The following is a 13,545-nucleotide window of genomic DNA, read 5'->3' as shown; positions in this document are numbered from 1 at the left end:
TCGGCGTAGGGAAAGTCGCCTGTACGAGGCATCCCCTCCGGTGAACAGTGTCACCACCGCCCCACCGGGTACACGGGGTCAGGGCGGTCGGCTGCCCGCCCCATGGACGACCAAAGGAGGCCCCGGTGGACGGGATCGTACTGCTCAAAGAAGACCACAAGACGGTCGAGAAGCTGTTCAAGCAGTTCGAGAAAGCCGGTGACAACGCGCACGCCACCAAGCGGAAGATCGCAGACCAAGTGATCGAGGAACTCACCACGCACACCTGGATCGAGGAGAAGCTCTTCTACCCCGCTGCCCGCGAGGCCGCTCCCGACACCAAGGACCACGTCCTCGAAAGCGTCGAGGAGCACCACGTCGTGCTGTGGATGCTCTCCGAACTCAAGGGCCTCGACGCGAGCGACGAGCGGTTCGACGCGAAGATGACCGTCCTCATGGAAAACGTCCGCCACCACGTAGAGGAGGAGGAGAAGGAGTGGTTCCCCGAGGTCCGCAAGGCGATGGGCCGCAACCGCCTCATCGAACTCGGCGAACAGATGGAGACGGCGAAGAAGACCGCCCCGACCGATCCCTTGGCCGTCCCGAGCGCATGACCCCTCCGGCAGGGCCGGGCCTTCGTTTCAGGAGGCGGGCGGCGTGGCGGTGTGGTCCGGATGGTCGTGGGTGCGGCGGAGCGTCTTGAGGCGGGCCTCCAGAAGGTGCTCCCGCCCGCCGGCCAGTTCGTCCACGATGTCGCGTTCCATCGCGGCGAACGGCTCGTGGTAGGTGGAGTTGTAGGCCTCGATGATCTGGAACGTCCAGTGGCCCGGGATGACGTTGCGGCCCACGATGTCGCGCTCGACCCGTGCGGCCTGCTCCTCGTGGCCCGCCTCGCGCAGGAGCCGGACGGCGTCGCCGAGCTCGAAGTCCGCGGTCCCGGTCAGCTGGTGGAAGCCGTAGAGGTGGCCGCGGGCCCGCTCCGTGGTCTCCAGCGACTTCGACAGCGCGCCCAGGGCACGCAGGGTCTTCTCGTCGACACCGTCAGGCACTTGGTGCTGCGGGTCCATCTCGCGATTGCCGTCCATGGTGGTCTTCTGCCCTGAAGGAGCCTCGCCGAGCGGTCGATTGAGCCGTACGGAGTAGAACGAATATCGATCGAATGCCGATGACGCCGGTCCCGGCACCCTCCGCGGGTGCCGGGACCGGCGTCGTCATGTGGTCGGTCGAGGTGCTGTGGCCGTGTCGACGTCGGGGTGGAGGGTGAAGACCCTGTCGAGGCCGACGATGCGCAGGATGCGGATCGTGTTGTCGGGGACGGCCGCCAGGGCGATGTCCGCCCGGGCGGCGACGGCGTGGTTGCGGGCGACGATGAGGGCGGTGATACCGCTGGAGTCGCAGAACTGGATGCGGGAGAGGTCCAGCACGAGGCGTTGTCCCGGTTCCAGGCTCAGGGCCGTCACGGCCTGCCGGAGGCGGGGGGCCTGGTCGTAGTCGAGGTCGCCGGCGATTTCCAGTACGGGGCCGGTGGCGGCGGATCGGATGGTGATCGTCAGGGCGCTCATGTCAGATCGTGCTCTCGCGCAAGGGGGATGGGATGTGGCACGCCGAGGGCGAGCAGAGCCGTGTCGTCGTCCAGGCCTTCACCGAAGCCGTCCAGGAGACCGGTGAGGGCGGTGATCAGCTCATGTGCCCCTGCGGGGGCGAGGCCGGCGGTGAAATCGCGCAGGGCGTCATCGCCGTAGAGCGCGCGGTTCGTGCCGACGCGGGCCTCGGTGAGGCCGTCGGTGTAGAGCAGGAGGGAATCACCGGGGCCGAGTGTGGTCTCGGCAGGGGTGAATCGGGGGTCGGGCAGGATTCCGATGAGGAGGCCGCCGGGGGTGGGGAGGTAGTCGGCCCGGCCGTCGGCACGCACGACGAGCGCGGGGGGATGGCCGCCGGACGCCAACTGCACCGTCACCGTTCCGGCGGCGGTGTCGGGTTCCAGAATGCCGAAGATCGCGGTGCAGTAGCGCGGGTCCCCGTTCGCGAACCGCTCGTGGAGCACGGTGTTCAAGGTGGTCAGCGCCACTATGGGATCGGGGTCGTGGAGGGCCGCGGCGCGCAGTGTGTAGCGGGTCAGAGACGTCACCGCGGCAGCCTGGGGGCCTTTGCCGCAGACGTCGCCGAGGAAGAACGCCCAGCGCTTGTCGTCCAGCGGGAACAGGTCGTAGAAGTCTCCGCCGAGGCGGTCGACGGAGGCGGTGTGGTAGTGGGAGGCCGCTTCCATTCCGGGTACCTCGGGCAGGGCAGCGGGGAGCAGGCTCTGCTGGAGCACCGCGAGTGCTTCGCGCAGCCGCTCCCGGTCGGCTTCGGCCTGCCGGCGGGCTTCCTCCGCCACCTGACGCTCGCGGAGCAGTTCGCCTTCGTAGGCGCGGCGCTGTCGTGCGTCGAAGACAGTGGTGCGGATCAGCGTCGGCTCGCCGTCGCCGCTCGTCTTCACGCTGGAGGTGACCAGGACCGGGAGGCGCCCGCCGCCCGCCGCCTTGAGTTCCAGCGCTATCTCGCTGATCTTTCCCTGCATCCGCAGGAGCGGCGCGAAGTGCGTCTCGTGGTAGAGCTTGCCGCCGATCGTGAGGAGGTCGGTGAAGCGTCTACGGCCCACGACTTCCTCGCGCGTGAGGCCGAGCCAGTCCAGGAGCGTTCCGTTGATCCTGGCGATGGTGCCGTCCATCAGGGTGGACAGGTAGCCGCAGGGGGCGGATTCGTAGAGTTCCTCGGCGGTGTCCTCCAGCAGGGAGGAGAACACCGCGTTGGTGGCGGCTTCAGCGGACTCTTCAGTGGACTGTTCACCCTCGGGCCGCTCAGGATTCTGGGCGGTGCGGCTCATCAACGAAGCTCCCGCAGGAACGCGCGGATGGCTGATGTGGTGGCCTCGGGAGCGCTCAGCTGGGGGCAGTGACCCGTTGCGTCCAGGGTGATCAGGCGGCTTCCGGGGATGGCTGCGTGGACGTAGCCGCCGACCTCGCGTGGCGCGATCACGTCCTGGGCGCATTCCAGGACCAGGGTCGGTACGTCCACCGACTTCAGGTCGTCACGGCTGTCGGAGAGGAACGTGGTGCGGGCGAAGACGCGGGCCATGGCCGGATCGGTTGCGCAGAAACTGTTGGTCAGCGCCTCCCCCAGTTCCGGACGTTCGGGGTTGGCCATGATCACCGGCGCCATCGCGGCCGACCAGCCGAGGTAGTTCGACTCGAGCGACTCCAGCAGCTCGTCGATGTCCTCGGCACTGAAGCCGCCGCGGTAGGTGTCGTCGTCGACGTAGCAAGGGGAAGGGCCGACCATGACCAGGGAGGAGAATCGCTCGGGGGCGGTGGCCGCCGCCCGTACCCCGATCATCGCGCTGACCGAATGCCCGACGAAGGCCACGTCCCGCAGGTCCAGGGCTTCGCAGACCTCCACCACGTCGCGGGCATAACCGTCCAGTGAGCCGTAGCGTTCGGCGCTCCAGGCAGAGGGGTCGGAGCCGCCCGACCCGACGTAGTCGAACAGGACCACCTGGAATTCCTCGGCCAACGCCGGCGCCACCAGGCCCCACATGTTCTGATCACAGCCGAACCCGTGCGCCAGCATCACCACGGGGCTGCCGGGTGATCCGGTGACCTTCACGTTGTTCCTACGGAGAATATCCATCCGGTCATCCTGTTCATTGGTCTGGAGCGTCAGCGCTGTCGACGCCCTCTGGGGATCGCGGTGGGGCGGGTCAGCGTGCAAGGGCGAGGACGCCCAGGGCACTGCCTTGTTCGTCGACGACGGGCAGGGCATCGAGCCGGCGGTAGCGCATCGCGTGCTCGGCCTCGGCCATCGTGGTGAGGGGCGAGGTGAACGGCCCGCGGTCACCGAGGACCTCGCGCAGCCGGACTCGGTCGGTGTACGCGTCGCCGTCACGGACGGCGGCGAGCTGAGCCGGGGTTACGAGCCCCGCGCACAGGCCGTCCTCGTCGCAGACCAGCAGATGCCCCGCACGGGCGCTCGTCATGACGGACAGGGCCACTTCGACCGTCATGTCGTCACAGACCTGCGGACCGGCGGCCTCCATGGCATCGGCCACGGCTTGGCGCACCGGGTTGGCACGCACCGAGCGGGGTTGCCTCTGGACCAACGTCAAAACGTGCCTCCTGCAGAGATGGGTCAGAGGGTTCATTCAGAACCTTCCTCGATACGGCACGCATCAAAGAATTGCGGCCGCAGAAGAACAGTGCGGGACATCGCAAGAAACGGGCCGAATGGAATGCGAAAGCACATCCGGCCGCAGGGGGCCCGTGCGGGCGCAGGCGCAAAAAATGAGGAATCCCGCAGGTGAACCCACTGCGGGAGATACTGCAGCTGGGGCCCGCACCCCGAAGGATGCGGGCCCCAGCTACGAAGTGCGCCTCAGCGTCAGGCGGGAACGATGTTCTCGGCCGTCGGACCCTTCTGGCCCTGGGCGATGTCGAAGGTGACCTTCTGGCCTTCGGCCAGTTCGCGGAAACCCTGGGCGGCGATGTTCGAGAAGTGGGCGAACACGTCAGCGCCGCCACCGTCCTGCTCGATGAAGCCGAAACCCTTGGCCGCGTTGAACCACTTCACGGTGCCAGATGCCATGTCAAATCTCCTTTGGGGCAATACACCAGCATCCGCACTGCACGGACACCGTGTCGCCGTGATGATGCCCCGCCCGGAAAATGACCCGGCAATAAAAAGCGCTCCCCTACGGCACGGAGACCGGCTGGAGGCGCTTGAAGTCTTGGGAACCACAACTGCAACTGAGATCGACAGTAGCATGCCATAGCGGCCCGCATAGAAAAGACAATTCACCCTGGTCGCTGCGGTAAAAACCCTCTCCGCATGGACCGCTAAATCCTTACATCGCGGTGACAGATATTGACGGCCCGGGCGCAACACTTTTTCGAACAGCGGGAAACGAGCACCCACCGCACGTCAGCGGCACGCTCACCTCAGACCGCGGTCGACGGACCGGACGACTCGGCGGAGCGGCGTGATCAGGCGCGCTTCGCCGATGGCGCGGAGGCGGCCCGGTGTGGTGCGGGCCCTGCCGCGTGGCTACGCGGGAAACCACAACCAGGCCACCACCCGATGTCCACTCCGGCCGCGACAGATATTCGTGTGTTCGTCAGCGAGACAATCGGCCTCGCGCAGTGCAGGTGGCCACAGCCACGAGGGGAGCCCCACGCCCGTTCCCGGCCTGCCGCTGTGTACAGTCGGCTCGCCCCGGCGGTTGCCGGACGTGCGGGGCGGCGTCCCCGACCGGTCAGGTGAAGTCATGACGAGTGCAACCAGTGGGTCGCGACTGCCCGGCGGGCCGACCGTGGCCCCCGCGCAGTCGGTGGCCGAACGCAAACAGCGGATGCGGCGCCGCCTCGAGCGGCTGATCGGCATCGCCGCCACCGAAGGAAACACGTTGCTCGCCCTGCGCAACGGGGACGAGATCTTCACGGCGATGCTGGCCGGCATCCGCGCCGCCGAACACACCGTCGACATGATGACGTTCGTGTACTGGCGCGGCGAGATAGCCCGGCAGTTCGCCCAGGCGCTGGCGGACCGGGCCCGCGCGGGCGTCCGGGTACGGCTGCTGCTGGACGGCTTCGGCAGCCGGCTCATCGAGCAGGACCTGCTCGACCTCATGGCGGACGCGGGCGCCGAGGTGGCCTGGTTCCGCAAGCCCCTGTACCTCTCCCCCCTCAAACAGAACCACCGCTGTCACCGCAAGGTGCTCGTCGTCGACGAACAGACGGCTTTCACCGGCGGAGTGGGCATCGCCGAGGAATGGTGCGGCAACGCCCGCAACGAGAACGAATGGCGCGATACCCACGTCCGGCTGCGGGGCCCCGCCGTCGACGGCGTCGCCGCCGCTTTCGCACAGAACTGGGCCGAGTGCCACGACACCCTCTTCGACGACCGGGACCGCTTCACCGGCCACGCTCCGCAGGGCGAGGCTGTGGTGCAGGTGGTGCGGGGCTCGGCCAGCATCGGCTGGCAGGACATGCAGACCCTGATGCGGGTCGCCATCGAATCCGCGCAGCAACGCTTCCGCTTGTCCACCGCCTACTTCGCCCCGGACGCCTACTTCATCGAGCTGCTGTGCGCGGCAGCACGTCGGGGCGTCGAGGTGGAGATACTGCTGCCCGGCCCCCACACCGACAAGCGCGTCTGCCGGCTGGCCGGGCAGAACTTCTACGCGGAGCTCCTCGCCTGCGGGGTGCGGATATTCGAGTACCAGCCGACGATGATGCACGCCAAGGTCATCACCGTCGACGAGGTCGCGGCGCTCATAGGCTCCACCAATTTCAACCGTCGCTCCCTGGACCACGACGAAGAGGTCATGCTCGCGGTCCTGGACGAAGACTTCACCGCAACCCTGGACCGCCACTTCGACGAGGACTTGCAGGTCAGTGAGCAGATGGATCCAGCGCGCTGGAACCACCGCCCGACAGCGCAACGACTGCGAGAGCTCGCTGTCACCCCCATCCGCCGGTTCCTGTGACCGCCGCACGGCGCCGCCGCTGACCGGGGGCCCGGGGCGGCCCGCCGAGGAGCATGACGGCCAGGAGGGCGGCGCGGCAACGGCGCTCAGTTCGTACGGGCTTGGGCTCCCAGGGCCCGGACCTCGTCCATCAGCCGGGCGTTGGTGACGCCCTTGAGCAGGTATCCCGCGACGCCGACCGCAGCCATCTCGGTACGCGGGCCCTGGTCACCGTAGGCGGAGAACGCCAGGATGCGGGCGCCGGGGACGGCGCGGAGGATCTGCTCGGCGGTGTACGGGCCGCCGCCGGGGAAGCGCACGTCGAGCACCACGACGTGCGGCCTTTGGGCGGTGGCGAGTCGGATCGCCTCGTCGGCGTCGGCCGCGCTGCCGACCAGGGTGAGGTCGGGCTGGGCCCCGACGACCTGCGCCAGCGCCGCGCGCAGCATGTCGTTGTCGTCGCAGATCAGCACCCGCAGGGGGCCGCTGGGTGTGGCGGGCGGGGTCACGACGGCCCCTCGGGGGCGGTCAGGGAGCCGAAGCTCCCGACGGGTGTACCGGGCAGTGGTTCGTCCAGCTCGCCGGTCTGCAGGGCGGGCACCCAGAACTCCACTGTTGTGCCGGTGCCGGGCTCGGCACGCAGCGTCCACCAGCCGCCGGCGGTCTCGGCCCGCTCCCGCATCTCCATCAGCCCGAAGTGCTCTTGCGATCTGGGGGCGGCCGCCGCGTTGCCGATGCCGTCGTCGGCCACTTCGACCTGCAGGCCGTGGTTCTTGGTGGTGACGCTGACCCGCACGCTGCGCGCCCGGGCATGTTTGCGCACGTTCAGCAGCGCCTCCTGCACGATGCGGAAGATGGTGATCGCGGTCTCGGGAGCCGGCTCCTTCTCCAGGTCGTGTTCCAGGGACGGTTCAAGGCCCCAGCTCCCGGCCACCACGTCGTTGAGGTGCTGGGACAGCGCCTCGACCAGGCCGTGTCGGTCGATCCCGGGCGGCTGGAGCCGGAAGGTGAGGTTGCGCAGTCGGCCCACTGCCTCGCGCACCGTCGCGTCGAGCAGCGAGAGTTCATGCGCGTAGGGCTCGCCGGCCTGGTCGGCGAGGAGCTGTAGCCGCATGCCGACGGCGACCATGGCCTGGATGGAGTCGTCGTGCACGTCCCAGGCGATGCGGCGGCGTTCCAACTCCTGCGCCTGTACCAGGTGGGTGAACAGGCGGCGGCGTTCGGTGAGCTCCTGCTCGGCGGCACGGCGTTCGGTCATGTCCCGCGTGACCTTGCCGAAGCCGCGCAGTTCGCCGGTTTCGTCGAAGAGGGGGGTGATCACCACGTTGGCCCAGAAGCGGGAGCCGTCCTTGCGGATGCGCCAGCCCTCGTCCTCAAGCCGGCCGTCGGCGATGGCCGTTTCAAGCTCGATGTGGGGCTTGCGGGCGGCGATGTCCTCGGGCGGGTAGAAGACCGAGAAGTGTTTGCCGATGATGTCCGCGGCACGGAAGCCCTTGATCCGCTCCGCGCCGGCGTTCCAGCTTGACACGTGGCCTTCGGGGTCGAGCATGAAGATGCCGTAGTCGAGGACGCTCGTGACCAGCAGGGTGAACGCCGTCTCGGTCGGTGCGAGGCCGCCGGCTTGTCCGGGGCGACGGTCACCGGTCACCGGAGGAGACCCGTGCGGCGGGCCACGGCAACCGCCTCCAGTTGGGAGCGGGCACCGAGCTTCTCCAGGACCCGCTGGATGTGGTTCCTGGCGGTGTTGAGGGCGACGCCGAGCCGCTGACTGATGTCGGCTGCGCCCAGGCCGTCGCCGAGCAGGCAGAGGGTCTCGTGCTCGCGCGGGGTGAGGGTCGTGCCCAGGCCGACGGTCCTGCCGGCCAGCCGGTCCAGCGCTCCGCTGAGCAGTCCCTTGCTGAAAGCCACTTCACCCGCCGCCACCTGGCGTACGCCGTCCTGGAGCTCGTCGAGGTTGCCGACCTTGAGGATGAGCCCGGAGCCACCGGCCTCGGCGACGTGGGCGGCCACGGCCGGAGTCCCTTCGCCGGTCAGCACCAGTACCCGGGTGCCGGGTGCGGCGGCCTTGAGCGCGGCGATGGCGGCGATGCCGTCACCGTCGGGCAGTCGCCGGTCCAGCACCACCACCGCGGGGCGCAGCCGGGACGCGTCGGCCAGCGCGTCCTTCACGCACAGGCTGCGGCCGACCACCTCCAGGTCGTCGGTGCGGTCCAGGGCGAGCCGGATCGCCTCGGCCACCATGTCGTGGTCCTCGACGAGCAGGATGGTGATGCGCCCCCCGGTGGCGCGCGGCACGGTATCCGGTGTGTTCTGCGGTGTCGAAGCCATCACAGGATCCTCGGTGGTAGACGCGGCACGCCTCCGGCGAACAGCTCTTCGACGCCGGCGAGAGCGAACAGTCGGGCCACCTGCGTGCGGGCGCCTTCCACGCGCAGCTCGGTGCCGATCCTATCCGCTGTGGCCTTGGCCTCCACCAACACGTTGAGCCCCGCGCAGTCGCAGAACCGCAGGCCCCACAGGTCGAGCACGACACGGTCGGGCCGCCGCGCGAAGCAGTCGGCGACAGCGGCGAGCAACTGCGCGGTACCGTCCAGGTCCAACGCGCCGACGAGCCGCAGACCGGCCACTTTGCCGTCGAGTGCGGTGCTGACCTGCAACAGCGGGCCGGTCACCTTACGTCTTCTCTCATGCGGCAGCCCCCAGCCTGGGTAATGGGCACCAGCCAAGAGTAGTGAATCTGCACTAGAAAAGAACCCGTTCTCCTGACGGGTCACCACCTCATGGGCGGATCAGCGCGAAAGCGCACGACAACAGGGGACGCGAACCCGTGAACATTTCAATCGGGCTGGGTACCCTGCTGTGGGAAACGCCGAGGGACAGGGCCCCGACAGCGCGAAAAACTCCCGGGCAGCGGTCGGGCACCCGAACGGTGAGGCACTCAGTGGAAGGGGCGTGGGGATGGAGATCCCGTCGGCCGTTCCGCACGGCGCCCGTCATGCGGAGGTGCGCATGGACTTCGGCGGCGCGCCGGGCTGCATCGCCGAAGCACGGGAAGCCGCCGTCGCTTTTCTCCACCAGCACTCCCGGGCCGCCGGCCGCACCTTTCACGATGACGTCCTGCTGGTCGTCTCCGAACTGGTGAGCAACGCCGTCCGCCACGCTCCCGGGCCCTTCGTCCTGGAACTCGGTCTGGTTCCCGGGGGGATCGAGATCGCCGTGCGGGACACGAGCTCGCGCCCTCCTCGCTCCCGGACTCCCGACCGGACCGGCGGACGCGGGTGGAGCATCGTCCAGACCCTCGCGCGCCGGGTGCGCGTCGTCCCCCGCCACGATGGCAAGTCCGTCCACGCGGAGCTGCTCTGGTAGTCCCGGCCCTGTGCGGGATCGGACTGCCGATCAGGGACGGGGTTGCGGTCACACACCGTTTTCGCCCGCTGCCACTGGGAAGGCGCGGGACATGAACCAGTCAAAGGCACCGGTACTGGAGGCGCTGGCCGCCTACCACGCGAGCGGCCAGACCCCGTTCACGCCCCCGGGACACAGGCAGGGCCGTGGCGTCGACCCCCGGGTACGGGCCGTCCTCGGCGACGACGTGTTCCGCTCCGACGTACTGGCCACCAGCGGCCTGGACGACCGTACGTCCTCCCACGCGGTCGTGGAGGCGGCGCAGGCGCTGATGGCCGAGGCCGTCGGCGCCGACCACGCGTTCTTCTCCACCTGCGGCAGCTCCCTGTCCGTGAAGGCGGCGATGCTGTCCGCCGCCGGACCCCACGAGAAGCTGCTGGTCGGCCGGGACGCGCACAAGTCGGTCGTCTCGGGCCTGATCCTCGCCGGCGTACGACCCGTCTGGGTGGACCCCCAGTGGGACGCCGAACGCCACCTCGCCCACCCGCCGACCGCAGAGGCCTTCGAGGCTGCCTTCGCCGAGCACCCCGACGCCCGCGGCGCGCTGGTGACCACACCGACCCCCTACGGCACCTGCGCGGACCTCACGGCGATCGCCGACGTCTGCCACCGGCGGGGCCGGCCACTGATCGTCGACGAGGCGTGGGGCGCGCACCTGCCTTTCCACCCCGACCTTCCCACCTGGGCGATGGATGCCGGCGCCGACGTGTGCGTCACCTCGGTCCACAAGATGGGCTCCGGCCTGGAGCAGAGCTCGGTCTTCCACCTCCAGGGCGACCTGGTCGCACCCGAAGTGCTCCGCAGTCGCGAAGACCTCCTGGGCACCACCAGCCCCTCCGTACTCATGTACGCCGCGCTGGACGGCTGGCGCCGACAGATGGTCGAACACGGGCGGGTCCTCTACGACGACGCCCTCGCCCTCGCCGCGCAGACCCGTACCCGCATCTCCCGCATCGACGGGCTGCGCGTGCACGGCCGGGACGACTTCTGCGGACCCGGCAGGGCGGCGGACATGGACCCCCTGCAGATCGTCATCGACATCAGCGCCTGGGAGGTCACCGGATACCGCGCCGCCGACTGGCTCCGCCGCCACCACGGGGTCAACCTCCACATCGCCGACCACCGCCGCATCAGCTCCCAGCTCACCCACGCCGACGACGACGGCACCGTCGCCGTCCTGCTGACGGCCCTGACCGACCTGGCCGCCCATGCCGCGGAACTCCGTACCGGACAGCCCGTGCGGGTTCCGTCTCCGTCCCGGCTCCGGCTGGAGCAGGCGGTCCTGCCGCGCGACGCCTACTTCGGCCCGACCGAGCAGGTGCCCTGGGACAAGGCCGACGGACGGATCGCCGCCGAGATGCTCACCCCTTATCCGCCGGGCATCCCGGCGGCCCTGCCCGGGGAACGCCTCACCGGGGACGTCCTGCGGTACCTGCGCTCCGGGGTCGAGGCGGGCATGGTCGTACCGGACGCAGTCGATACCAAGGTCACGAGTGTCCGGGTCCTCCGCGAGGAGTAACCCCGCCTACCGGACGGACACCTTCACCGACGCCCCCGAGGTGGAAGAAGGACGGCGGGAGTGCCGGTGGCGAGGGGTAGACATCCCTCGCCCGCCGCGGCCTCCGCCATCACCTTCCGCAACAGGGCCGGTTCGGACCTGAGCGCGGTCAGACGCGCCGACGGTTCACACCGCTCCCGTGACGGCCTCGGTGTCGGCAGGGCAAGGCCATCGGCGGCCGGAACGGCGCCGCGGTCTCGCGGACCGCCGTCCGGTCAGCCTTCGATCCCGGTGGCAGCGTGGGGGGCGCCCACCGGCTTCGATTCCGGCGACCCGCGCTGGCGCAGGTAGACCGAGAGGACGACCATGGCCGTCACGGCCAACAGCTCCGACTGCCAGTTCTGCAGAGTGCGGTTCCAGAACTCGGCCGACGCCACGTACGTTGTCCAACTGACCGGTTCCTGCAACTGCCGCAGCTGTTCCTCGTTGAACGCGACGGTCCCGGTGACCGACTGTGCCAGCCACGACAGCAGGAAGATCAGGCTCATCACGAGTCCGAGCGAGCGAGAGTAGAGGGCCCGCCGCAGGCCACCGGCCGCCGCCCATCGGGGGGAGTCGGCACGCGTGTGTGCCCCGACCCGCTGCTCCTCGTCCGTTTCCGTCCCCACCTTGTCCAGCGGCTTGGACTCCGGCGATCCCCGCTGCACCAACCACACCGTGCCGATGATGTAAAGGGAGAACTGGAGGAACTCCGACTGCCAGTTCTCCGTGACGTCGACCATGAAGTCCGAGGTGAAGAGGTAGTCGGCGAACGAGAGCGGATGCAGGCTCTGCGCCTCCAGGCTGCTGTTGAGCTCCGCGTGGCCGGCGATCGCCTGGCCGAGCAGGCAGAGCAGGAAGCCGATGCCGAACGCCAGCGTCAGCCCGTTGTCGCGAAGGAACCGCCGGCTGGCGCTCATCGGTGCATCAGCCCCACCGCAAAGGCGTAGGCGAGGCCGCCGAACACCCCGACCAGGAACATCACGAACAGCACGCGCACCTGGGCCACTCAGTCCCCCTTCAGCTCGCAGTGGTACGGCCGCCCTGTCCGGGGGGTGCATCCGGCAGCCGTGACGCGCCACCCGTCCGGGAAGGAGGCCAGGAAGACGCTGTCCTGCGCGAATACCACCAAGGCCTGGGAACCGTAGACGTCGACCCGTTCGGCTCGGCCGGCCGCGGCCGGCAGCCGCAGCGCCGCCAGGCTCGGGCCGCACGGCGCCTCGGCCTCCAGTTCCTCCCGCGTCGCCGGCGCGAGCGCGTCACACACCCGTACGTCGTCGGCGGCCATCAGGGCGCGCTCGAAGCGTTGGGCCGCGGTCTCGGCGGCCTCGGCCCGTTCACCGACCGGGGCGCACCCCGATGCGGCCAGGCACACCGTGCCTGCCAACAGCCAACCAGTGATCGGACCCATGCACCCCAGCATGGCGCCACCGAGGCCGCAGGCTCCCCGCGTCCGGCCTCGACACGCGGTGCTTGAGCCGTTCGGAGAACGCCGGCCGCCGCACGGCAGGCTTCTCGGGCCGTCTCCGTTGCACGATCTGCTACGCGGCAGGCCGCTGAGGCGCCTTCCAATCCCACGATCGCCGTCCATGGTGATCTTCTGCCCGAGAAGGCGATCCGTCGGCCGGCCGAATGGGCCGAGCGGCGTAAGGCCGTCTCGCCGGACATGCCGGCCAGTGACACACTGCCGTCGAAGTGCCATCCCGGACTTCCGTGGAAACCAGGCGAGTTCTCCTGCCCTGCCACAGAGATAAGAAACGAATAAGAATCGCATGCATGCCCTGGATGCGGTCGGGCAGATGACGCTTCGGAGGTTGATAACTATGGTTCCCCTGCTTCTCGTTCTCCTGCTGATCCTGATCCTCTTCGGCGCGGGTTTCGCGGTGAAGATTCTCTGGTGGGTGGCTATCGCAGTACTGATCCTTTGGCTGATCGGATTTGTCGCCCGCCCGAAGGGCGGTAGCGGCCGCTGGTATCGCTGGTAGTCGTACGACAACAGCGCAGATCGAGGATGGGCGGAGAGGGAATTTCCCCGCCGTCCCCCATTGACCGAGGAGTTGTTTTCGCGTGACTGAACATGTGTGGAGTTACAAGTCGACGTCGGGCCACCTGGCCGGTACGGACC

17 protein-coding genes are annotated in these 13,545 nt (G+C 69.0%); 5 read left to right on the top strand and 12 right to left on the bottom strand.

From position 1 onward, the window contains the following. Positions 1–125 precede the first annotated feature (125 nt). A complete protein-coding gene (locus IF88_RS0134885) occupies positions 126–593 on the top strand; it encodes a hemerythrin domain-containing protein (RefSeq protein WP_030722019.1) in 468 nt (155 codons plus the stop codon). Positions 594–620: 27 nt separating this feature from the next. On the opposite strand, the gene IF88_RS0134880 is transcribed toward IF88_RS0134885, so the two are convergent. The 6 genes from IF88_RS0134880 to IF88_RS0134855 form a co-directional block, all read right to left on the bottom strand. Further along, the gene (locus IF88_RS0134880) at positions 621–1,064 is read right to left on the bottom strand and encodes a hypothetical protein (protein ID WP_030722016.1); all 444 of its coding nucleotides are present in this window, start codon (positions 1,062–1,064) and stop codon (positions 621–623) included. A gap of 126 nt (positions 1,065–1,190) precedes the next feature. Continuing rightward, positions 1,191–1,541 (bottom strand): STAS domain-containing protein, encoded by a 351-nt coding sequence (locus IF88_RS0134875; RefSeq protein ID WP_030722014.1) that lies wholly within the window; start codon positions 1,539–1,541, stop codon positions 1,191–1,193. Beyond that, a complete protein-coding gene (locus IF88_RS0134870; RefSeq protein WP_037808213.1) occupies positions 1,538–2,845 on the bottom strand; it encodes a PP2C family protein-serine/threonine phosphatase in 1,308 nt (435 codons plus the stop codon). The genes IF88_RS0134875 and IF88_RS0134870 overlap by 4 nt, the downstream gene beginning before the upstream one ends. Beyond that, positions 2,845–3,648, bottom strand: a complete 804-nt coding sequence (locus tag IF88_RS0134865; protein ID WP_030722009.1) for an alpha/beta fold hydrolase — start codon at positions 3,646–3,648, stop codon at positions 2,845–2,847. Before IF88_RS0134865 ends, IF88_RS0134870 begins: the two co-directional genes overlap by 1 nt. Positions 3,649–3,718: 70 nt before the next feature. Further along, positions 3,719–4,123: a CBS domain-containing protein gene (locus IF88_RS0134860; protein ID WP_030722006.1), complete on the bottom strand. Its 405-nt coding sequence runs from the start codon at positions 4,121–4,123 to the stop codon at positions 3,719–3,721. A 272-nt stretch (positions 4,124–4,395) separates the two neighbouring features. Continuing rightward, positions 4,396–4,599, bottom strand: coding sequence for a cold-shock protein (locus IF88_RS0134855; RefSeq protein ID WP_030722003.1), 204 nt, complete (start codon positions 4,597–4,599; stop codon positions 4,396–4,398). Positions 4,600–5,278: 679 nt separating this feature from the next. Between IF88_RS0134855 and IF88_RS0134850 the strand changes: the two genes are divergently transcribed. Then, positions 5,279–6,499 carry a phospholipase D-like domain-containing protein gene (locus IF88_RS0134850; protein WP_030722000.1) on the top strand — a complete coding sequence of 407 codons (1,221 nt, stop codon included), beginning with the start codon at positions 5,279–5,281 and terminating at the stop codon, positions 6,497–6,499. A gap of 86 nt (positions 6,500–6,585) precedes the next feature. On the opposite strand, the gene IF88_RS0134845 is transcribed toward IF88_RS0134850, so the two are convergent. Genes IF88_RS0134845 through IF88_RS42585 form a run of 4 tightly spaced genes read right to left on the bottom strand, consistent with a single transcriptional unit; the run spans position 6,586 to position 9,150 of the window. Further along, positions 6,586–6,987: a response regulator gene (locus tag IF88_RS0134845; protein ID WP_199808183.1), complete on the bottom strand. Its 402-nt coding sequence runs from the start codon at positions 6,985–6,987 to the stop codon at positions 6,586–6,588. Then, positions 6,984–8,126 carry a PAS domain-containing sensor histidine kinase gene (locus tag IF88_RS0134840; protein ID WP_063754887.1) on the bottom strand — a complete coding sequence of 381 codons (1,143 nt, stop codon included), beginning with the start codon at positions 8,124–8,126 and terminating at the stop codon, positions 6,984–6,986. The genes IF88_RS0134845 and IF88_RS0134840 overlap by 4 nt, the downstream gene beginning before the upstream one ends. Continuing rightward, a complete protein-coding gene (locus IF88_RS0134835; RefSeq protein ID WP_051838100.1) occupies positions 8,123–8,806 on the bottom strand; it encodes a response regulator transcription factor in 684 nt (227 codons plus the stop codon). Before IF88_RS0134835 ends, IF88_RS0134840 begins: the two co-directional genes overlap by 4 nt. Beyond that, on the bottom strand, positions 8,806–9,150 hold the full coding sequence (locus IF88_RS42585) for an STAS domain-containing protein (RefSeq protein WP_051838098.1): 345 nt from the start codon (positions 9,148–9,150) through the stop codon (positions 8,806–8,808). Before IF88_RS42585 ends, IF88_RS0134835 begins: the two co-directional genes overlap by 1 nt. Before the next feature lie 286 nt (positions 9,151–9,436). On the opposite strand from IF88_RS42585, the gene IF88_RS0134825 reads away from it, so the two are divergent. Continuing rightward, entirely contained in the window at positions 9,437–9,844 is a 408-nt protein-coding gene (locus IF88_RS0134825) for an ATP-binding protein (protein WP_030721986.1), read from the top strand. Positions 9,845–9,935: 91 nt separating this feature from the next. Continuing rightward, positions 9,936–11,402, top strand: coding sequence for an aminotransferase class I/II-fold pyridoxal phosphate-dependent enzyme (locus IF88_RS0134820; protein WP_030721983.1), 1,467 nt, complete (start codon positions 9,936–9,938; stop codon positions 11,400–11,402). A gap of 254 nt (positions 11,403–11,656) precedes the next feature. Here IF88_RS0134820 and IF88_RS0134815 read toward each other — a convergent pair whose 3' ends face one another. Further along, on the bottom strand, positions 11,657–12,340 hold the full coding sequence (locus IF88_RS0134815; protein WP_030721980.1) for a DUF6766 family protein: 684 nt from the start codon (positions 12,338–12,340) through the stop codon (positions 11,657–11,659). Positions 12,341–12,429: 89 nt separating this feature from the next. Further along, the gene (locus IF88_RS0134805; protein ID WP_051838113.1) at positions 12,430–12,831 is read right to left on the bottom strand and encodes a hypothetical protein; all 402 of its coding nucleotides are present in this window, start codon (positions 12,829–12,831) and stop codon (positions 12,430–12,432) included. Between the two features lie 388 nt (positions 12,832–13,219). On the opposite strand from IF88_RS0134805, the gene IF88_RS0134800 reads away from it, so the two are divergent. Beyond that, positions 13,220–13,405 (top strand): hydrophobic protein, encoded by a 186-nt coding sequence (locus tag IF88_RS0134800; RefSeq protein WP_199808185.1) that lies wholly within the window; start codon positions 13,220–13,222, stop codon positions 13,403–13,405. Positions 13,406–13,545: the final 140 nt, after the last annotated feature.

Source organism: Streptomyces sp. NRRL F-2580, assembly GCF_000720115.1.
Classification (GTDB): Bacteria; Actinomycetota; Actinomycetes; order Streptomycetales; family Streptomycetaceae; genus Streptomyces.
The sequence above is the reverse complement of the archived record's forward strand: the minus strand, read 5'-3'. Positions and strand labels throughout refer to the sequence as shown.

Bases quoted from the DNA above. Each gene is read 5' to 3' on its own strand.
- IF88_RS0134880 (WP_030722016.1), bottom strand. From the start codon at position 1,064: ATGGACGGCAATCGCGAGATGGACCCGCAGCACCAAGTGCCTGACGGT.
- IF88_RS0134875 (WP_030722014.1), bottom strand. From the start codon at position 1,541: ATGAGCGCCCTGACGATCACCATCCGATCCGCCGCCACCGGCCCCGTA.
- IF88_RS0134870 (WP_037808213.1), bottom strand. From the start codon at position 2,845: ATGAGCCGCACCGCCCAGAATCCTGAGCGGCCCGAGGGTGAACAGTCC.
- IF88_RS0134865 (WP_030722009.1), bottom strand. From the start codon at position 3,648: ATGGATATTCTCCGTAGGAACAACGTGAAGGTCACCGGATCACCCGGC.
- IF88_RS0134855 (WP_030722003.1), bottom strand. From the start codon at position 4,599: ATGGCATCTGGCACCGTGAAGTGGTTCAACGCGGCCAAGGGTTTCGGC.
- IF88_RS0134850 (WP_030722000.1), top strand. From the start codon at position 5,279: ATGACGAGTGCAACCAGTGGGTCGCGACTGCCCGGCGGGCCGACCGTG.
- IF88_RS0134835 (WP_051838100.1), bottom strand. From the start codon at position 8,806: ATGGCTTCGACACCGCAGAACACACCGGATACCGTGCCGCGCGCCACC.
- IF88_RS0134825 (WP_030721986.1), top strand. From the start codon at position 9,437: ATGGAGATCCCGTCGGCCGTTCCGCACGGCGCCCGTCATGCGGAGGTG.
- IF88_RS0134820 (WP_030721983.1), top strand. From the start codon at position 9,936: ATGAACCAGTCAAAGGCACCGGTACTGGAGGCGCTGGCCGCCTACCAC.
- IF88_RS0134815 (WP_030721980.1), bottom strand. From the start codon at position 12,340: ATGAGCGCCAGCCGGCGGTTCCTTCGCGACAACGGGCTGACGCTGGCG.
- IF88_RS0134805 (WP_051838113.1), bottom strand. From the start codon at position 12,831: ATGGGTCCGATCACTGGTTGGCTGTTGGCAGGCACGGTGTGCCTGGCC.
- IF88_RS0134800 (WP_199808185.1), top strand. From the start codon at position 13,220: ATGACGCTTCGGAGGTTGATAACTATGGTTCCCCTGCTTCTCGTTCTC.